We start from the raw sequence: 20,503 nt of genomic DNA, 5'->3' as shown, positions 1-20,503 counted from the left end.
ATATTTATATAAAATGGGAGATACGATGAATCCGAAGGTACTTGGAATCGCTTTATCGGATATAAGTACAAATCTTATATTTTACCCTGATGATGAAGCATTGATTTTCCCCACTGTTATAAGCAAAAAAAAGGGTGAAGATGCCTGGGTAGTGGGTGAAGATGCTTATGCTTTGGCATTGGACGGAAAAGGTATAATTACCGATAAATTATTAAAATTGACAAGAAAAGACGGTATAGCAACCATTGACGGTACAAGATATGAAGGAAAAGAAATATTAAAAATTTACTTCAGAGAAATAATAAATGCCGGAATGGAAAAATTATATAAGGAAAAGCCTGAGGAAGTAGTTGTAGCTATGGCAGGTTTGGAAGAAGATATAGTCGGTGATATAAGGGAGGCCTTTGTAGGGCTTGGATATCAACCGAACCATATACATATAATAAGCAAGGAAGAAAGCTTTATCTATTTTGTTCTTTCATTAAAAAAAGATATATGGAACAATAAAGTGGGAATGTACGATCTTTCGGATGTAAGTCTTACATACTATGAAATGCTTGTAAACAGAAATTCAAGGAAACTGCTTGTTAATGCGGAGTCCGAAAATATGGATGAGGCTTTTAACTTACAGATACTTAATAATCCTTCAGGAGCCAAGCTTGCAGATAAGATTTTGACTTCAGTTGCCGAGAAAGTAATGGATAAGAAAAAATTTTCGTCTATTTTTCTTACAGGGCAGGTATTTGCGGAACATGAGTGGGCAGACGGATTTATAAGTTATCTGTGTTCAAGAGGTAAGGTATATCTTGATACAAATATTTTTGCAAAAGGTGCGGCATTTAAAGGTGTTGACCTTGCGAGTGAGAACTCCATATATAATTTAACTGCACTTTGTGAAGGAAGACTGAGGTCGGATGTTTATATAAATGTGGAGAACAACGGTAAAGACGGAAAGATATACCTTGCAAAGGCGGGAGACTTTTGGGGTGAACCGGATACCGAACTTTTAATGATACCGGATGAGAAAGAAGTAATAGATATCAGTGTGGTAGGAGTTGACGGTAAGGTCAAGAAAAACATTCCTATTGTACTGGACTTTCTACCAAAAAGGCCTATAAAGACCAGAAGATTTTATTTCAGAACAAAATTTTTGGACGATAAAATCATGAATGTCGAAATAGAGGATGCAGGCTTTGGAGATATGTATCCGCCTACCGATGTAAAGAGAAATATCGAGGTAAATATATGGGATTGATACTGTGTGAAGCCTTAAAAGTAAAAAAGCCTTTCCATATAGAAGTATTATCGCTTGATATACACAGTTATGAAGAGTTGTGCTATATAATATTTGAGAATCCTATTTTAGTCACCGAGGGAATAGTAAGTGATACCTTGGTTGAATTTATAAGGAATGAGTTGAATTTGGAAGTCTTAGCCGATAATGTGAAAAGGAAAATGTCCAACGGAACGGCTGATGAGGATATTTTGGTATATATCATTGATTCATGCAGTCTGTACAATAATGCAGAGACAATTATTTTCAGAAATGTCATGGGAAAGATAAAGAAAATGGCGGTACATGAAGTTGCCAAGCAAAGAGCGGACTATATGTTTTATATAGGAAAGTATGATTTGGCAAAAAAGTACTATCTGGAAATCCTTGATATGGATACAAAGGCTGAGAACGGTTTTATTGGAAGCGTATATCATAATCTCGGTGTTATTTATGCAAATCTCTTTTTATATGAAGAGGCTTTGGATGCGCTGAAAAAGTCATATGAAATCACAAATGATGATGTGATTTTGATAGAAATATATTTCCTTAAGAGAATATTTACAGCATCATATGAAGAAGAAAATGATGAGGAAATGAGTAAACTCTTAAAAGCCGATTTGGCAGGCGAAGCAAAGAAAGCTTTTGATATAGCATTGGAAGGCGTTGGAGAAAGTGAAAGAATAAAGAATATAAATTCTATATTCGAGACGGAAGATACGGCAAGGAAGAAAAAAGTTTTAGATGATTATATCGCTGATTTAAAAGCGGATTACAGAAATATGAAATAAGGCAGGTAGATATGAAAGAATTGGAAAAGACATACAGCCCCGAAAAAATAGAGGGCAGAATATACAAAAAATGGTTGGAAGAAAAGTACTTCCATGCAAAGGTAAATAAGGATAAAAAGCCTTTTACAATTATAATGCCGCCGCCGAATATCACAGGTCAGTTGCATATGGGACATGCACTTGATAATACCATGCAGGATATACTGATAAGATATAAGAGAATGGCCGGATATGAGGCACTTTGGCAGCCGGGAACGGACCATGCGGCTATTGCTACAGAGGTAAAAGTTATTGAAAAGCTTAAAGCCGAGGGCAAGGATAAGCACGAGCTTGGAAGAGAAGGATTTTTAAAGGAAGCTTGGGCATGGAGAAATGATTACGGCACAAGAATAATCAATCAGCTTCAAAGACTTGGTTCATCTGCAGACTGGGACAGAGAAAGATTTACCATGGATGAACAGGGACAAAAGGCTGTAAAGGAAGTTTTCCTCAGATTGTATGAAAAAGGCTATATTTACAAGGGTAACAGGATTATAAACTGGTGTCCTGTTTGTAAAACATCCATTTCAGATGCCGAGGTTGAACATATTGAGATGGATGGCAATTTCTGGCATATAAAGTATCCTGTTGTGGGAGAAGAAGGAAAATTTGTCGAGATTGCTACAACAAGACCTGAGACACTTCTTGGAGATACTGCGGTTGCGGTAAATCCTTTGGATGAAAGATATAAGGATATTATAGGTAAGAAGCTTGTTTTACCGCTTGTAGGAAGAGAAATACCTGTAGTAGCGGATGAATATGTTGATAAAGAGTTCGGAACAGGATGTGTAAAGATAACACCTGCACATGACCCTAATGACTTCGAGGTAGGAAAGAGACATAATCTGGGCGAAATCAATATAATGCATGATGATGCAACTATTGATATGCCGGGAAGCAAGTATGACGGACTTGACAGATATGAGGCAAGAAAACTTATAGTAAAGGATCTTGAAGAAGCAGGTCTCTTGGTAAAGGTGGTTCCTCACAGCCACAATGTAGGCAGACATGACAGATGTAAGACAGTTGTAGAGCCGCTTATAAAGCCGCAGTGGTTTGTAGCTATGAACGAGATGGCAAAGCCGGCTATAAAGGCGATTGAGACAGGAGAACTTAAGTTTGTACCTGAAAGCTATGCAAAGACATATTTGCATTGGCTTGAAAATATAAGAGACTGGTGTATTTCAAGACAGCTGTGGTGGGGACATCAGATACCTGCATATACATGTGAAAAATGCGGTGAGATAACTGTTGCCGGAGAGAAACCTGAAAGCTGTCCGAAATGCGGATGCCATGAGCTTGTACAGGATGAGGATACTTTGGATACATGGTTTTCATCAGCACTTTGGCCTTTCTCAACACTCGGATGGCCTGAGGATACTGAGGAAATGAAGTATTTCTATCCTACGGATGTTCTTGTAACAGGTTATGATATTATTTTCTTCTGGGTAGTAAGAATGGTGTTCTCAGGCTATGAGCAGACCGGAAAATCACCTTTCCACACGGTTCTTATCCATGGACTTGTAAGAGATTCCGAGGGTAGAAAGATGAGTAAATCTCTCGGAAACGGTATCGATCCGCTTGAGGTAATAGACAAGTACGGTGCGGATGCACTCAGAATGATGCTTATTACAGGAAATGCACCCGGAAATGATATGAGATTCTACTATGAGAGAGTGGAAAGTGCCAGAAACTTTGCAAATAAGATCTGGAATGCCGCAAGACTTATCATGATGAACATAGGTGAGGACAAGCCGGGTAAAATAGATAATTCAAAGCTTATGCTTTCAGATAAGTGGATACTTTCAAAGGCAAACAAACTTATAAAGGAAGTTACAACAAATATTGATAAGTTTGAGCTTGGTATAGCACTTTCAAAGATATACGACTTTGCATGGGAAGAGTTCTGTGACTGGTATATCGAAATGGTAAAGGTAAGACTCTGGAATAAGGAAGACGAAACACGAGATACTGCGCTTGCAGTACTTACAGAAGTTTTAAATACTATTCTAAAGCTTTTACATCCGTTTATGCCTTTTATCACAGAGGAAATCTATTGTACCGTAAATGAAGATGTAAAGAGTATAATGATTGAGCCTTGGCCTGCAGAAAATCCTGAATACAATTTTGAGGATGATGAAAATAAAGCCGAGCTTATAAAAGAGGCCGTAAGAGCAATAAGAAATGTAAGAGCGTCTATGAATGTTCCTCCTTCACATAAGGCAAAGGGAATTGTCGTAAGTGAAAGTGAAAAGATAAGAGATACATTTGAAAGTGCCGGAGATTTCTTTAAGCAGCTTGCAGGACTTGATAAGCTTATAATAGATTCGGATGACAGTACTGTTGAGAAGGACTCTGTAAGAGTTGCAATACCGAATGCATCCATATGTTTACCTTTAAAAGAGCTTGTAGATATTGAAAAAGAAGTTGAAAGACTGAAAAAAGAAGAAAAGAAGCTTATAGGAGAGGTTGCAAGATCAACAGGAATGCTTTCAAATGAGAAGTTTGTAAGTAAGGCTCCACAGGCAAAAATAGATGAAGAAAAGAAAAAGCTTGAAAACTATGAGCAGATGCTTTCACAGGTAAGAGAGCAGCTTGCAAGATTAGCCGACTGATATGAATGAAAAAGAATATATAGAGAGCATTCCCATGTGGGCCAAGAAAAAGAATTCACTTTCGGAAGTAAGAAAGAATATTGAAATTCTGGGTATAAAGCTGCCGAAAGTAATACATGTGGCAGGTACCAACGGGAAAGGCTCCGTATGTGCATATCTCAGTAATATTCTTATAAAAAATCATATTAAGGTGGGAACATTTATCTCTCCACATTTGATAGAAGTAAACGAAAGAATATTGCTTGATATGACACCTATAAGCGATAGAGAACTTGAGAGTATATCAAAATACGTAAGGGAAAAACTTGGTAATTCCGATACGTCTCCTACATATTTTGAATATATCTTCTATATCGCAACGGTATTTTTTTCAAAAACAAATCCGGATTATGTAATACTTGAAACCGGAATGGGTGGGCGACTTGATGTAACAAATGTTTTCGAGGACACTTTAAGTATTATTACAAGTATAGGAATGGACCATATGCAATTTCTCGGAAACAGTATAAAAGAAATTGCTTATGAAAAGGCCGGTATTATTAAGCATAATTCCACAGTAATCTTCGACGACTCAAATGAAGAGGCAAATGAGATAATAAGAGAATTTGCAAAAGCTAAAGCGGCAAAAATAATACCGCTTTCCGATTTTGACTATGAAAGCCTGAAATTTACATATGTAAAGTACAAAAAGAAAGCGGCTGCACTTGCTATACTTGGAGCGGGGCAGCTGCTTAATACTATAGATAATATAGATGAAGCTTTAACAAAGACTGTATGGCACGGAAGAATGGAAGAGATAGAAAAGGATATTATTATTGACGGAGCACATAATGAACCGGCAATTATAGAGTTTACAGAAAATGCAATGAAGCTTGCAAAAGTAAATAATAAGAAAATCAAGCTTTTGATCTCAGTAGTAAAGGATAAAGAGGTGGAAAAGATTTTTGATATTATTACTTCCAAGCTTGAGGTAAAAAAATACTATCTGACAGCCATGAATTCTTACAGAAGCAATTCTACGGATGAGCTTTATAATAGCTTAAATATACTTTTAGAAAAAAATAAAAGACAGTCAAAGATAAGTTGCTATAATAGCAGTATAGAGGCCTTTAACGAAGCAAAAAAAGAAAAGGCTGATGATGAAATTTTGTTTTGTGTTGGCTCATTATATTTAATGGGAGAGATATTAGAGGGAAACAGATGATAGATTTTGAGGAAGAATTAAGAAAATTTAAGCCTTCACCGGATATTTCCGCAGTGGAGGATATTATAGCAAAAAGTGATATTTCAGATATGAATGATATTTTGATGGAATTGTTGAAAGAGCAAGTAAAGGGCTGATATGAAGAAAAACAGACGTCTGGAACAGATATCAAACGGTTATTATAATTTGGGATTGTCTCTTGCAAAGGAAAGAAATTTATCTTCCGCATTGAATGCGCTAAGCATATCTTTGGGATTGAATAAGAAAAATACCGATGCCAGAAATTTATACGGACTTATACAGTTTGAAATGGGTGAAGAGACCAAGGCTTTGATTTCATGGGTTATAAGTATAAATATTAATCCTATAAACAATCCGGCACAGAATTATTTGCAAAAATTGAGAAATAAATCCGCTTACCTGGAAAAATCACAGGATGCCATTTCAAAATATAATAAGGCGATTTCTCAAATAAAAACTGTAAATTATGATATGGCAAGGATAACATTAAAACAGGCTGTAGATATAAGGCCACATTTTGTAAAGGCAATGCTTGCACTGGCACTTCTTGATATCAGAGAAGGAAAATCCAGTGAGGCAAAAAAGCTTTTGGAGAATGTGCTTGCAATTGACAGATTCAATACAAAGGCTATCACTTATCTTGAAGAGATGAAACCTTTGACTGAAAAAAATGCAAGGAAAGAAAAACTAAGTGTTATAGGCAGTCCCGTAAAGAAGGAAAAACCTGTAGAAAATGTAAATAACGGTATGCCTGTGACCGAGATATATAAGAATTATTCAGGAATGTTTACAGCTATTAATGTAGGTATAGGATTGATAGTCGGTGCCTGTGCAATGGTATTTTTATATATGCCTACTATGAAGGTGGCATTAAATAATGCGCATAATAAAGAAATTGTAGAGATATCACAACAACTTAATGATGTAAATTTATCCATAGAAACACTGAAGAGTGAAAATGAAGGATTGAACGAACAGGTAAATAAACTTACAGAAGTTAATAACACATCAACTGAGAATATGAACTATAAGCTTTTGCAGTATGTTTATTTCTTAGGTCTTATAAAAGAGTACAATACAAAAAATTACACAAGAGCTGCCGAGATATTCTCAAATCTGGATGTGGGTCAGCTTACAGATGTTGACAACGGCTTAGGTATATCCGTAACGGGCACATTTGCCGAAATGGCGCCTAAGATGAGAGATGAGGGTCCTAAACTTTTACTTAAAGTGGCGGACGGACTTAACAGATCCGGTGATTTTGCCGGAGCGATAGGCTATTATGACGCCGCTCTCAGAATATCACCGGATTATGTGGAAGCCAAGTATAAGAAAGCTTTGGCATACAAGACTATGGGAGATGTTGATACTGCAAACAATCTGTTTACAGAAATTATTACAAATTATCCTGATGACAGGTTTGCAAATGAATCAAAGAAAGAAAGAGGTTATTGATGAATAATATTTCAAGTGCAAAATATTTTTCGCTTTTTTCAGGAATAATATTCTTGATAGTTGGAATATATGTGATTGTAAATCCTTTGTTTATAGCAGGTACAATAAATATTATATTATGTGTGCTGTTGTTAATAGAGGGAATTTCTCAAATAAGCGCTTATCTGTCTGAGAAAAGAGAAGGCAGAAGTATTTGGAGACTGATTGAAGGTATTTTATCTGTTGTGGCAGGAATTTACTTTGCGATAAAAGATTCTCTGGGATTGTCCGTTGCTTTTATAGTAGCGGCAGGCATTTGGTTGCTGCTTATCGGAATAAGCAGAGTATTTATGGGAATGAGAGTAGTGAAGTTTGAAAAGAATATAGGTCAGAGACTTATTTTCATTGCGATAATTGATTTATTACTCGGTATCATTCTTGTGATAAATCCTGTATTTGTGGCAGGCTATATTTCAGTACTTTTCGGGGTTTCATTAATAGTGCAGGCTGTGGTTGCAATATTCAGATTCTTTAGATTAAACAGAATGGAGAGGAAGTTGAAATAAATAAAGCAATAAGGAGAATAGTATGATTATTAAAAATAAATTATCGATATGTGTAGTATTGAGTTGTATCGCTTTTGCTTTAGTGGGATGTGGGAGGACCGCTGTAAATGCACAGGGAAATCAGATGACACAGAAAGTGAAAGTATCAGTAGAAAAGAACTATTTTCTTTATGAAGATTTACCTGAACTGTCCATTGATAAAAATGCTGACAGTGAAAACATTAAGAGTATAATTAATAAGTTGCCGATATTGGCAGATTATCTTGAAATAAAGGATGCAAAAATCGAAAACTCAGACATAGGTGTCGGACTTGTTTTAGAGTATGATGAAATATATGATAAGGCAAAACAACTGAAATTATCTGAGAATCCTTTGTATCATTCTCCTTATTTTAATACATTTAAATTTAATAACAGCATGTTATTGATGCTTGAAAATGAATACATTTCATATATAAAAACAGTAGTTAATATTCCAAAAGAGTATGTAGAAGGAACAGAGGAAAAAATAGTTGATGTAATAAGCAGAGAAAGCTTATTACAAAAAAATATAAACTTTGAGTACATGAAAGAAAATCGAAGTTATTATAATGAATTAGTGGAATTTAATAATGCAATATATGCAGACAGACTGTTTTATAATCGTATCAGACTTGGTTCTGATGAAGAAACCTTGATACAGAGGAATGGAGATCCTGATAAAAAAGAAGAAAAAGATGACTTGGAATCTATTTATACTTACGGTGATGAAAACAGTTACACCTCATTTAAACTGACACCTAAAAATAACGGATCGGGTGAACAGGAAGTATCAGCGATTGTCGTTCATCCAAGTAAAGAAGATATTAACGGTGGTGAGTTACTATATAATTTGGGTTTATTACCGAATGAAAATGAATATTTAAAGAAAGTTCAGGTGACAGATTATTTGGGTGATCCTGTTTTTGAGATTGCTGATGCGGGTTATTATAGAATAAGCTCAGATATATCAGATTATTTATATTTTATTTACTCAGAAGGTGGTGAAGTTATTGAATATGGGATCTGCAAATGGATTATTCCTGTAAACTAGTCTAATATTATATATATAATACTTTGAAATAATACACAAAAGTGGTAAAATAGAATAAAAATATATGTGAGGTGTATGTATGAAATTTTTTATTGATACCGCAAATGTGGATGAGATCAGAGAAGTTGCTGCCTGGGGCGTGTTAGCAGGCGTTACAACAAATCCTTCATTAGTTGCAAAGTCAGGAAGAAAATTTGAGGATGTTATCAAGGAGATCACAGACATTGTAGACGGTGCTATAAGCGGTGAAGTAAAGGCTACGACTACAAAGGCTGAGGATATGATAGCCGAGGGCAGAGAGATTGCAAAGATCCATAAAAATATGGTGGTAAAGATTCCTATGACTGCTGAAGGTCTGAAGGCAATAGCTGCACTCAGTAAAGAGGGAATCGCTACCAACTGTACTTTAATCTTCACACCACTTCAGGCTCTGTTGGCCGCAAGAGCAGGTGCAAGTTACGTTTCTCCATTTCTTGGAAGACTTGATGATGTGGGAACAAGAGGTGTTTCTTTAATAGAGGATATTGTTGAGATTTTTGAAATTCACGGCATAGAGACTGAGATAATTGCAGCATCTGTACGTAATAATATGCATGTACTTGAGTGTGCCAAGGCGGGAGCAGACATAGCAACAGTACCTTATTCCGTATTTAAGTCGATGTTAAATCATCCTCTTACAGAGGCAGGCATTGAAAAATTCATAGCAGATTATGAGAAGTCGATTAAATAACAATAAAAAAGAGCCTTTATGGGCTCTTTTTTATTGTTTGAATACGTATTCTCAAGTATTAATTATGCACGCTCTACAAAACCTGAACGAAGGCATGAAGTACATACATACATCTTCTTAGATCCACCCTCTGTTTTGACCTTAACTGACTTAACGTTAGCCTTCCATATTTTGTTGGATCTTCTATGAGAATGGCTTACTGCATTACCAAAATGAGCAGCTTTTTCGCATATTGAACATTTTGCCACGGTTACACCTCCTTTAACTTTAATTATAAAGATTTATAATTATTTTGGATTGGACTTCATCACAATAGGGAAAAACCCGTGCAAAATCCATAACGGATATATTCTACCAAATAAAAATACTATTTGCAAGACATTTTATAATTTATTATATTGTGGTAAAATGAAAAAGATTGGAGTTCAGAGCGAAGTTTTAGATTATCTTTATGAACCGAAAAATCGTATTGTTATGTAAAAAGGAGCATAGAAATGAATAATATTGACATCAAGTCTGTAAATACCATAAGAGTTCTTAGTGCAGACGGTATAGAGAAAGCAAAGTCAGGTCATCCGGGATTGCCTTTGGGAGCCGCCCCGATTGCATATGAACTTTTTGCAAATCATATGAAGCATAACCCGAAGAACCCTGATTGGGCAAACAGAGACAGATTTATTCTGTCTGCAGGTCATGGTTCAATGCTTTTATATTCATTATTCCACCTCTTCGGATATGGCGATTTGAGCATGGATGATTTGAAGAGTTTCAGACAGCTGGATTCAAAGACTCCGGGACATCCCGAGTACGGTCATACGGTTGGTGTAGAGGCTACTACAGGACCTCTTGGTGCAGGTATGGGTATGGCTGTAGGTATGGCTATGGCTGAAGCACATATGGCAAGTGTGTTCAATAAAGAAGGTTTTGATATAGTGGATCACTATACATTTGTATTAGGCGGTGACGGTTGCTTGATGGAAGGAATATCATCAGAGGCATTTTCACTTGCGGGAACACTCGGACTCTCAAAGCTTATTGTATTCTATGATTCAAACGGAATTTCTATTGAGGGAAGTACAGATATAGCATTTACAGAGAATGTAGTGGACAGAATGAAGGCTTTCGGATTCCAGACTATAGAGGTAGAGGACGGAAACGATCTTGCAGCTATCGGAAAGGCTATACAAGAGGCTAAATCAGATAAGAATAGACCTTCATTTATTAAGATAAATACTGTAATCGGATATGGTGCGGGAAAGAAGCAGGGAACTGCAGGAGCACATGGTGAGCCTCTTGGAAGTGAAGCGCTTGCCGCACTTAAGTCAGGTTTCGGTTTCAATCCTGAAGAAAGTTTCAAAGTTGATGTCGATGTATATGAGAATTTTAATAAAATAAATGAAAAGAATGCAAAGATTGAAGAAGAGTGGAATAAGCTCTTTAAAGAGTATGCAAATAAATATCCTGAAGATGCAAAGAAATGGGATAACTATTACTCTGAAATCAATGCTTCTTTAATAGATAATGATGAGTTCTGGGCATGGGATGATGCACCTGCAGCTACAAGAAATATTTCAGGAAGCATTATTAACAGATTAAAGGATATATTCCCTAATCTTATAGGCGGTTCTGCGGACCTTTCGCCTTCAAACAAGACTGTAATGAACGGTGAAGGATATATCTCAAAGGATGATTTTTCAGGAAGAAATATACATTTCGGTGTAAGAGAGTTTGCAATGACCGCTATTACAAACGGTATTTTATTACATGGCGGACTTAGAGCATATTGTGCCACCTTCTTTGTATTCAGTGATTATACAAAGCCGATGGCAAGACTTTCTGCGCTTATGAATATTCCTACAATATTTGTATTTACACATGATTCTATAGGTGTCGGCGAGGACGGACCTACACATGAGCCTATAGAGCAGCTTGCAATGCTCAGATCATTGCCTAATTTCAACACATTCAGACCTGCCGATGCGAGAGAGACAATTGCGGCATGGTATGCGGCTATGGTTTCAAAGTCTACACCTACAGCTATTGTGCTTACAAGACAGAATCTTCCGCAGCTTGACGGAAGCGGAAAGAAAGCACTTAAGGGAGCTTATATTATAAAAGAAGCTTCAAAGTCTACACCTGATATGATTTTAATAGCATCAGGATCCGAGGTTTCACTTGCCATTGAAGCTGCAGCAGAGCTTGAGAAGGATAATATATCTACAAGAGTTGTAAGTATGCCGTGTATGGATGTGTTTGAAGCACAGAGCAAGGAGTATAAGGAAGAAGTACTGCCGAAAAATGCAAGAAACAGAGTGGCAATAGAGGCCTTATCAAGCTTTGGATGGGATAGATATACAGGTCTTGACGGAAGAGTAATATCCATGAATTCTTTCGGCGCATCTGCACCTCAGGATTTGCTTTTCAAAAAGTTCGGATTTACAAAGGAAAATGTTGTAACTACAGCTAAAGAAGTATTTAATCAATAAATAATATTAAAACAGATATAGAATTTCTATATCTGTTTTTGTGCTTATTTAGGGAAGGAAAAAAATGGGCGGTATTTTTGGTGTAGTAGGAAAAAATGATTGTGTTATGGACTTGTTTTTCGGGGTTGACTATCACTCGCATCTTGGAACAAGACGTGCCGGAATGGCTGTATTTGACGGAGAGTATTTCAACAGAGTAATCCACAATATTCAAAACTCGCCGTTTCGAACAAAGTTTGAAAAAGATGTGGAAGATTTGCGTGGGTATATGGGAATAGGTTGCATATCGGATGAGGATCCGCAGCCGCTTTTGATACAATCACATCTGGGGAGCTATGCTATAACTACAGTCGGCAAAATAAGCAATCATGATGAGATAATAAAAAAACTCTATAAAGACGGCAGAGTACATTTCCAGGAGCAGAGCGGCGGGCGTGTAAATGACAATGAGCTTGTGGCCACATTGATATCTTCAATGCCTTCCTTCAAAGAGGGACTTGAGTATGTTCAGGAAACAATAAAAGGCTCCATGACTGTTGTAATTATGACAAGGGAGGGTATATATGCCGCCAGAGATAAATTCGGAAGGACGCCTCTGGTTATAGGTCACAAGAAAGATACATTCTGTATTACATTTGAAAACCATGCATATTTAAATTTGGGATACAGCTTTTATAAGGAACTTGGACCGGGAGAGATAGTATTTATCACACCGGATAAGGTAAAAGAAATATCACCTGCAAAATCCGAGATGAAAATCTGTTCGTTCTTATGGGTATACTACGGTTATCCGACAGCTTCATATGAGGGTGTAAATGTAGAAACCATGAGATACAAATGCGGTGAACTTTTGGCAAAAAGAGATAATGTAGATGCGGATATTGTAGCCGGAGTTCCGGACTCCGGTACCGCGCATGCCATAGGTTATGCAAATAAATCGGGTATACCTTTTGCCAGACCTTTTATAAAGTATACACCTACATGGCCAAGGTCTTTTATGCCTACAAATCAAAGTCAGAGGAATCTTATCGCCAAGATGAAACTTATACCTGTACAGGAACTTATAGAAAATAATGATATACTCCTGATAGACGATTCCATAGTCAGAGGCACACAGTTAAGAGAAACCACAGAGTTTTTGTATAATTCCGGTGCAAAGAAGGTACATGTCAGACCGGCATGTCCTCCGCTCTTATTCGGGTGTAAATATCTTAACTTTTCAAGATCGAAATCCGACTATGATTTGATTACAAGAAGAATAATAAGAGAAAGGGAGGGGGATAATGTAAGCAAAGAACTCCTCTTTGACTATGCCGATCCGAACAGCAAAAACTATGAAGAGATGGTTGAGGAAATCAGAAAGATTCAAAACTTTTCAAGCCTCAGGTTTCACAGACTTGATGATTTAACAGAATCCATAGGTATAAGTCCCTGTAAGTTGTGTACATATTGCTGGAACGGTAAGGAAGCTTGATATTCTGTAATAAATTTAGTATAATATTGGTTTGATAAATCAGGTGTTGTGTTTTATGCAATACGAAAAGGATGAGTATTTTGAGGGGTTCAAAGGAATTTAAAATAATCCTTGTTAAGTTATTTAATGATATACTTGATTATGAGGAAAGCGTTTTACGTGCTTCCGAGTTTAAGGATTTGACCAATAATGATATACATGTAATACGAGCTATAGGAATGAATGAAAAAAAGAATATGTCAATGATTGCAAAGGAGTTGGCGGTTACCATAGGGACTTTGACGATTTCAATAAACAGCCTTGTAAGAAAAGGGTATGTTATAAAGGAGAGATCCGAAAAGGATAAGAGAGTGGTTTTTGTAAACCTCTCATCAAAAGGTGAAGCTGCTTTTTCAAGAAATGAAGAGCTGTATGATCAGATGGTCAATTCAATGCTTGAAGATTTGGAAGACAATGAAATGGACATATTGATGAAATCATTATTAAAAGTAAACAGATGTATTAAACAGAATAAAGCTTAAAAAGTATATCGGTAATAAATACGGATATCAATATTGATGGAGGATTTTATTCTTCATATTTTAGATATAATAGAAATTGTAAGAAGGCGGAATGACAAATGAGTAAGAAACCATATTATATAACAACGGCTATTGCCTATGCTTCAGGAAAGCCACATATCGGAAACACATATGAGATAATATTGGCTGATGCAATAGCAAGATTCAGAAGAGAAGAAGGACTTGAGGTTTTCTTTCAGACAGGAACAGATGAGCACGGTCAAAAAATAGAGAATAAGGCAAAGGATGCAGGTATTACTCCAAAGGAGTATGTAGACAATGCGGCAGGACAGATCAGAAAAATCTGGGATATGATGAATACATCATATGACAAGTTTATCAGAACTACAGATGAAGACCATAAAAAGCAGGTTCAAAAGATTTTCAAAAAATTCTATGATCAGGGCGATATATATAAGGGATTCTACGAAGGCATGTATTGTACTGCCTGTGAGTCATTCTTTACAGATTCCCAGCTTGTTGACGGAAAATGTCCTGACTGCGGTGGTGAGGTATATCCTGCAAAAGAGGAAGCATACTTCTTTAAGATGAGTAAGTATGCGGACAGACTTATTAAACATATCAATGAGCATCCTGAGTTCATACAGCCTGTTTCAAGAAAAAATGAGATGATGAATAACTTCCTTTTACCGGGATTACAGGATCTTTGTGTCAGCAGAACAAGCTTTACATGGGGAATTCCGGTAGATTTCGATCCTAAGCATGTTACTTATGTATGGCTTGATGCACTTTCAAACTATATCACAGGTATCGGATATGATGTAGACGGAAACAGCAGTGAGAGATTTAAAAAATTCTGGCCTGCAGATCTTCATCTTATAGGTAAGGATATTATAAGATTCCATACAATATACTGGCCTATATTCTTAATGGCACTTGATTTACCGCTTCCAAAACAGGTATTCGGTCATCCGTGGCTTTTACAGGGTGAAGGTAAGATGAGTAAATCAAAGGGTAATGTTCTTTATGCGGATACATTGGTTGATTTCTTCGGAGTTGATGCTGTCAGATACTTTGTATTACATGAGATGCCGTTTGATAATGATGGTGTTATAAGCTGGGATTTGATGGTGGAGAGGTTCAATTCAGACCTTGCAAATGTACTTGGAAATCTTGTAAGCAGAACAATATCAATGACAAACAAGTATTTTGACGGAGTTTTGACCGATGCAAAAGATGAGAGTGTTGCAGGTTCAACGGAAACGGATACCGATTTAAAAGATGTAGTGCTTATGTCTGTTGAAAAGGTTGAAAAGAAGATGTCTGAACTTCGTGTTGCTGATGCAATTACTGAGATATGGACATTGTTTAAGAGATGTAACAAGTACATTGATGAGACTACACCTTGGATTCTTGCAAAAGAAGAGGATAAGAAGGCCAGACTTCAGACCGTTTTATACAATTTGGCGGAGTCAATATCTATAGGAGCTTCTTTACTTTACAGCTTTATGCCTGAGACATCTGAAAAGATACTTGATATGTTCGGAACAAATAAGAGAAGCCTTGAAGATATGAATAAATTCGGACTTCTTATGAGTGGAACGAAGGTTGTGGAAGAGCCTGAAATATTATTTAAGAGACTTGATCTTGAAGAAGTGTTAAAGCAGGTTGAGGCTTTAAATCTTGGTGGAAAAACTGAGAAGCAGGAGCCTGAAATAGAGGGTGTTGATGTAGAAGCAAAAGATACTATAGAGTATGATGATTTTGCAAAACTTCAGATACAGGTAGGACAGGTTATAAAATGTGAGGAAGTTCCTAAGTCAAAGAAACTTCTATGCTCACAGGTACAGATAGGAAGTACAACAAGACAGATTCTAAGCGGTATCAAGCAGTGGTATTCTGCAAAGGATATGGTAGGAAGGCAGGTGCTTGTTGTTACAAATCTTGCACCGAGAAATATTGCAGGACTTGAGAGTCAGGGTATGATACTTATGGCTGAGGATGATGCCGGAAATGCGGTTTTGGTATCTCCTGAGAAGAATATAAAGATAGGTTCTGAAATAGCATAAATATTATTGTGTGGGGAATGCTTTTCTTTGCGTTCCCCGATTTTTAAAAGCGCATAAAGGTGAATGTGTTGGGAAAAATAAAAATAAAGTTTTTTTCTTCAGCGGTACTGAAGTATATAGCAATGGTTACAATGCTTATAGATCATATCGGAGCAAGCGGATTGATCTTTTTAATGTTCAATATAGCTGTTTCCATGAGGATGTACTATATTTCAAGGATGATAGGGCGTGTAGCCTTTCCGATATATCTTTTTTTACTTGTTGAAGGATTTGTTCACACAAAAAACATAAAAAAATATATAATCAGACTTACATTATTTGCGATATTTTCAGAAGTACCGTTTGATATGGCGTTTTGGGGCGGTTTTGTCAATATGCAGCATCAAAATGTAATGTGGTCTTTGCTTATATGTGTTATCATGCTTTGCGGAATAAAAAAGTATCCGGATTTCAGTGTGATTTTTGTAGGTATGGGATGTTTTGCGGCATGGATTATAAAGTCCGATTATGAGTATATCGGACCTTTGGCCGTGGGATGTATGTATTTATTCAGAGAAAGAGCCGTTTATAAAAATGTTGCTACAGCAATTATTTTTTCATTTGAACCGCCGGCATTATTCAGTCTTATACCGATAAATATGTACAACGGTGAGAAGGGAAAGAGTTTGAAATACTTGTTCTACTTTTTTTACCCCGTGCATTTGTTGGCTTTAGTTTTAATTAAGAATATTTTGCGATAAAAAATATTACATAAATTTTAAGAAAATATTACATGGACAAAAAAGAAGATTTATATATAATAGATACACATGCTCATTATGATGATGAAGCATTTGAAGAAGACAGGGATGAGCTTTTAAAAAGCTTTGAAGACAAAGGTATAAAGAGAGTTGTAAATATCGGTGCTTCAATGGAAAGTTCAAGAAACAGTATCGCATTGGCAAAGGAATATCCTTTTGTTTATGCTGTAGTTGGAATTCACCCGTCTTGTGCAGAAGAAATCTCGGATGAAAATATTTCTTTACTTGAAGAAATGTCTTTTGATGAGAAGGTGGTGGCTATCGGAGAAATAGGACTTGACTATTACTATGATGAGCCGGATAAAGAGATACAAAAAAAGTGCTTCAGAGCACAGCTTGACTTGGCAAAGAGGTGTGATTTGCCTGTAGTTATACATTCAAGAGATGCCGCAAAAGATACTATTGATATCTTAAAGGAATTTGAAGGTGTCAAAGGAGTTATACATTGCTATTCTTATAGCAAAGAAATGGCGAGAGAATTTATTAAGCTCGGATATGTACTGGGTGTCGGCGGTGTAGTTACATTTAAGAATGCAAAAAAACTTGAAGAAACTGTAGAAGAGATTTCTTTTGATGATTTTGTGCTTGAAACTGATTGCCCTTATTTATCCCCTGTTCCGAACAGAGGAAAAAGAAATTCTTCACTGAATTTGACTTACATTATAGATAAATTGAGTGAGATAAAAGGAGTGTCAAAAGATTTTATTATAGAGAAGTCTTTTGAGAATGCAAAAAAATTGTATCCAAAGATGAAATAATGAGTTTTCATTATACTCACATAGAGTGAGATGGAGTTTGAAATGACAAATATTGCTAATCCGGCAAATACTATAGAAATAATCAAAAAATACGATTTCAATTTTCAAAAGAAATTCGGACAAAATTTTTTGATAGATACACATGTTTTAGATAAGATATGTCAGGCATCGGGACTTGGTAAAAATGATTTGGCTATTGAAATAGGTCCGGGAATAGGTGCATTGACACAATACCTTGCAAATGCCGCAAAAGCTGTTGTTGCTATTGAGATTGATAAAAATTTATTGCCGATATTAAATGAGACATTGGCAAATTATGAAAATATAAGTATAATAAATGCTGATTTTCTAAAAGTTGATTTGGAAAAGCTGATTGAGGAGTGCAGGCAAAAATACGGTGACTTTGAGAATATAAGAATCGTTGCAAATTTGCCATACTATATCACCACTCCTATAATCATGAATGTACTCGAGTCACATATTCATATAGACAGTATTACAGTCATGATACAAAAGGAGGTTGCCGACAGAATGCAGGCATTGCCCGGAAGCAAGGATTACGGTGCATTGTCTTTGGCTGTGCAGTATTACTCGGATCCGTATATTGTAGCATTTGTTCCTCCGAACTGTTTTATTCCAAGACCTAAGGTAGGCTCAAGTGTTATACGTTTGGATATTTACAAGGAAAAACCTATCAAAGCAGTTGATGATAAATTGATGTTTCAAATAATTCGTGCGGGATTTAATCAAAGAAGAAAAACTTTGGTAAATTCTCTCGGTAATTTTGAAGGTCTTAATTTTTCAAAAGAAAAGATTATTCACGCTTTGTCATTGCTTGGAAAGTCTGAAAAGATAAGAGGTGAAGCTCTTACTTTAGAGGAGTTTGCAAAATTGGCGGGATATTTAAAAGAGAGCATATAAATTTTGACAAGGAAGAGAAGATGAGCAAGAAAAAAAAGAATGAATTTTTACGAAGTGTAAAAGATAGAGTGGAAACTATACAGGACATGGATAAAAGTAAAAAGATAATGGCCGGAGGAGTCATAGGTGTAGTTGCCTTGGCGGCAATTATAGGTGTTTCTATGTCCGGAAAGAGTGCAAGAAGTGTTGTTACCGAAACTACAGTTGCCGTAGAGAGTTCATCTACAGAAGTAGAGGTTGCTGCGGCACAGGTAATGCCTATGGAAAAGGCCGGAAATGAGTTCCCTTCACTTGGTATTGAAGTTGAAACCGAGGAACCGAGACCTGAACTTTTGGAAGAGGGTGTGCAGCACTCATATATAGAAAAAGTGCAGGAAAGACTTATGCAGCTTGGCTTTATGGACAATGATGAGCCTACAAATTACTTCGGTGAGGTTACAAAGGCGGCTGTAATGATTTTCCAAAGACAAAACGGTCTTGCACAGGACGGTATTATCGGTCCTTCAACACTACCTCTTTTGATGGATGACAATGCAAAACATTATGCGGCTAAGCTCGGTGATGTCGGTGAGGATGTTAAAAGAATACAGAACCGTCTGTATGAGCTTGGATATTTAGCTTCTGCAGATATGATTACAGGTACATATGATGAGAAAACTCAGGAAGCCGCATTAAAGCTTCAGCAGGTGAACTCATTAAGTGAGGACGGTAAGGTCGGAAGTGAGACAATGAACCTCTTATATTCCGATGAGATAAAGGCAAATACACTTTCACTCGGAGAGCACAGTGAAGTCGTACAAAATATTCAAAACAGATTGTTTGAACTGGGTTATCTTACTACAAGACCTGACGGTACATACGGTAAGGATACGGAGCTTGCCGTAAGAGTGTTCCAGTCAAAGAACGACCTTGTAGTGGACGGATACCTCGGACCGTCTACAAGAGCTGTTATACTTTCAAGTGAAGCAAAAGCAAACGGCCTCAGTCTCGGTGACGAAAATGAGCAGGTTGCAAGACTTCAGAGTCTTCTTGCGAAGGCCGGATACTTAAACGAATCAAATGCTACAGGATATTTCGGAGAGCTTACAGAATCCGCATTAAAGAGATTCCAAAGCAATAACGGACTTTCTGCAGACGGTAGAGCCGGAGCACAGACATTTGCCAAGTTAAGTTCGGGAAATACAAACGGACCTTCAAGAAATGATTCTTCAAACGGCGGAAAGTCTGACAAAAAATCATCCGGAGGAAGCTCAGGCGGCGGAGGTTCATACTCAGGCAGCGTAGGAAATATGATCAGCATTGCTTCATCAAAAATCGGAAGTCCGTATGTATGGGGAGCAAAGGGATCAAACTCATTTGACTGCTCGGGATTTGTATACTGGGTTCTTAAGCAGATGGGAGTAGGTCAGTCATATATTACATCTTCAGGATGGAGAAATCCGGGAAGATATACAAGAATAAGTTCATTCTCAGATATACAGGCAGGAGATATCGTAGTAGTTTCAGGACATGTCGGTATAGCTGCCGGAGGCGGTGAGATAATAGATGCTTCATCTTCAAGAGGTAGAGTAAAGAGAAGCAGTATGTCAAGCTGGTGGAGAAACAACTTTATAGTTGCCTGGAGAATATTCTAATATTTAAAATAAAGTCTATATCTGATTTGATATAGGCTTTTTTATATTGATTAATTTGGATTGTAAAAAAGCCGTTCTAAATATATAATATTTTT

General features: G+C 36.7%; 18 protein-coding genes. 17 read left to right on the top strand and 1 reads right to left on the bottom strand.

Annotated elements, in window-relative coordinates; genetic code table 11:
- Nucleotides 1-25: 25 nt before the first annotated feature.
- The 9 genes from HMPREF1135_RS04940 to fsa all read left to right on the top strand — a co-directional run bounded on the left by HMPREF1135_RS04940 (nt 26) and on the right by fsa (nt 9,745).
- The gene (locus HMPREF1135_RS04940) at nt 26-1,255 is read left to right on the top strand and encodes a DUF5716 family protein (protein WP_007592657.1); all 1,230 of its coding nucleotides are present in this window, start codon (nt 26-28) and stop codon (nt 1,253-1,255) included.
- Nucleotides 1,246-2,064, top strand: a complete 819-nt coding sequence (locus HMPREF1135_RS04935) for a tetratricopeptide repeat protein (RefSeq protein ID WP_007592655.1) — start codon at nt 1,246-1,248, stop codon at nt 2,062-2,064. The genes HMPREF1135_RS04940 and HMPREF1135_RS04935 overlap by 10 nt, the downstream gene beginning before the upstream one ends.
- Before the next feature lie 11 nt (nt 2,065-2,075).
- Nucleotides 2,076-4,718: a valine--tRNA ligase gene (locus HMPREF1135_RS04930; RefSeq protein ID WP_007592653.1), complete on the top strand. Its 2,643-nt coding sequence runs from the start codon at nt 2,076-2,078 to the stop codon at nt 4,716-4,718.
- Nucleotide 4,719: 1 nt separating this feature from the next.
- Nucleotides 4,720-5,922 carry a bifunctional folylpolyglutamate synthase/dihydrofolate synthase gene (locus HMPREF1135_RS04925; protein ID WP_034242923.1) on the top strand — a complete coding sequence of 401 codons (1,203 nt, stop codon included), beginning with the start codon at nt 4,720-4,722 and terminating at the stop codon, nt 5,920-5,922.
- Nucleotides 5,919-6,059, top strand: coding sequence for a hypothetical protein (locus HMPREF1135_RS14010; RefSeq protein ID WP_007592648.1), 141 nt, complete (start codon nt 5,919-5,921; stop codon nt 6,057-6,059). The genes HMPREF1135_RS04925 and HMPREF1135_RS14010 overlap by 4 nt, the downstream gene beginning before the upstream one ends.
- A gap of 1 nt (nt 6,060) precedes the next feature.
- Nucleotides 6,061-7,398 (top strand): tetratricopeptide repeat protein, encoded by a 1,338-nt coding sequence (locus HMPREF1135_RS04920; protein ID WP_007592646.1) that lies wholly within the window; start codon nt 6,061-6,063, stop codon nt 7,396-7,398.
- The gene (locus HMPREF1135_RS04915) at nt 7,398-7,943 is read left to right on the top strand and encodes an HdeD family acid-resistance protein (protein WP_007592643.1); all 546 of its coding nucleotides are present in this window, start codon (nt 7,398-7,400) and stop codon (nt 7,941-7,943) included. The genes HMPREF1135_RS04920 and HMPREF1135_RS04915 overlap by 1 nt, the downstream gene beginning before the upstream one ends.
- 22 nt (nt 7,944-7,965) lie before the next feature.
- Nucleotides 7,966-9,015: a hypothetical protein gene (locus tag HMPREF1135_RS04910; RefSeq protein WP_007592641.1), complete on the top strand. Its 1,050-nt coding sequence runs from the start codon at nt 7,966-7,968 to the stop codon at nt 9,013-9,015.
- Between the two features lie 79 nt (nt 9,016-9,094).
- Nucleotides 9,095-9,745, top strand: coding sequence for a fructose-6-phosphate aldolase (fsa, locus tag HMPREF1135_RS04905; protein WP_007592639.1), 651 nt, complete (start codon nt 9,095-9,097; stop codon nt 9,743-9,745).
- A gap of 62 nt (nt 9,746-9,807) precedes the next feature.
- Here the strand turns inward: fsa and rpmB are convergent, their stop codons facing one another.
- Nucleotides 9,808-9,993, bottom strand: coding sequence for a 50S ribosomal protein L28 (gene rpmB, locus HMPREF1135_RS04900; protein ID WP_007592637.1), 186 nt, complete (start codon nt 9,991-9,993; stop codon nt 9,808-9,810).
- Between the two features lie 246 nt (nt 9,994-10,239).
- Here rpmB and tkt point away from each other — a divergent pair, with 246 nt between their 5' ends.
- The 8 genes from tkt to HMPREF1135_RS04860 all read left to right on the top strand — a co-directional run bounded on the left by tkt (nt 10,240) and on the right by HMPREF1135_RS04860 (nt 20,408).
- On the top strand, nt 10,240-12,231 hold the full coding sequence (tkt, locus tag HMPREF1135_RS04895; RefSeq protein ID WP_007592635.1) for a transketolase: 1,992 nt from the start codon (nt 10,240-10,242) through the stop codon (nt 12,229-12,231).
- A 64-nt stretch (nt 12,232-12,295) separates the two neighbouring features.
- Complete coding sequence (locus HMPREF1135_RS04890; RefSeq protein WP_007592633.1) at nt 12,296-13,705, top strand: amidophosphoribosyltransferase; 1,410 nt, start codon at nt 12,296-12,298, stop codon at nt 13,703-13,705.
- Between the two features lie 71 nt (nt 13,706-13,776).
- On the top strand, nt 13,777-14,226 hold the full coding sequence (locus tag HMPREF1135_RS04885) for a MarR family winged helix-turn-helix transcriptional regulator (RefSeq protein WP_198006706.1): 450 nt from the start codon (nt 13,777-13,779) through the stop codon (nt 14,224-14,226).
- A gap of 98 nt (nt 14,227-14,324) precedes the next feature.
- The gene (metG, locus tag HMPREF1135_RS04880) at nt 14,325-16,295 is read left to right on the top strand and encodes a methionine--tRNA ligase (RefSeq protein ID WP_007592630.1); all 1,971 of its coding nucleotides are present in this window, start codon (nt 14,325-14,327) and stop codon (nt 16,293-16,295) included.
- Nucleotides 16,296-16,360: 65 nt separating this feature from the next.
- Nucleotides 16,361-17,035, top strand: coding sequence for a TraX family protein (locus HMPREF1135_RS04875; RefSeq protein ID WP_007592628.1), 675 nt, complete (start codon nt 16,361-16,363; stop codon nt 17,033-17,035).
- A 32-nt stretch (nt 17,036-17,067) separates the two neighbouring features.
- Nucleotides 17,068-17,853, top strand: a complete 786-nt coding sequence (locus HMPREF1135_RS04870) for a TatD family hydrolase (protein WP_007592626.1) — start codon at nt 17,068-17,070, stop codon at nt 17,851-17,853.
- Nucleotides 17,854-17,895: 42 nt separating this feature from the next.
- The gene (gene rsmA, locus HMPREF1135_RS04865; protein WP_007592623.1) at nt 17,896-18,774 is read left to right on the top strand and encodes a 16S rRNA (adenine(1518)-N(6)/adenine(1519)-N(6))-dimethyltransferase RsmA; all 879 of its coding nucleotides are present in this window, start codon (nt 17,896-17,898) and stop codon (nt 18,772-18,774) included.
- A gap of 20 nt (nt 18,775-18,794) precedes the next feature.
- Entirely contained in the window at nt 18,795-20,408 is a 1,614-nt protein-coding gene (locus HMPREF1135_RS04860; RefSeq protein WP_007592621.1) for a C40 family peptidase, read from the top strand.
- Nucleotides 20,409-20,503: the final 95 nt, after the last annotated feature.

It is taken from the genome of Lachnoanaerobaculum sp. OBRC5-5 (assembly GCF_000296385.1).
Lineage (GTDB): Bacteria > Bacillota > Clostridia > Lachnospirales > Lachnospiraceae > Lachnoanaerobaculum.
This window is presented reverse-complemented; position numbering and strand designations above follow the sequence as displayed.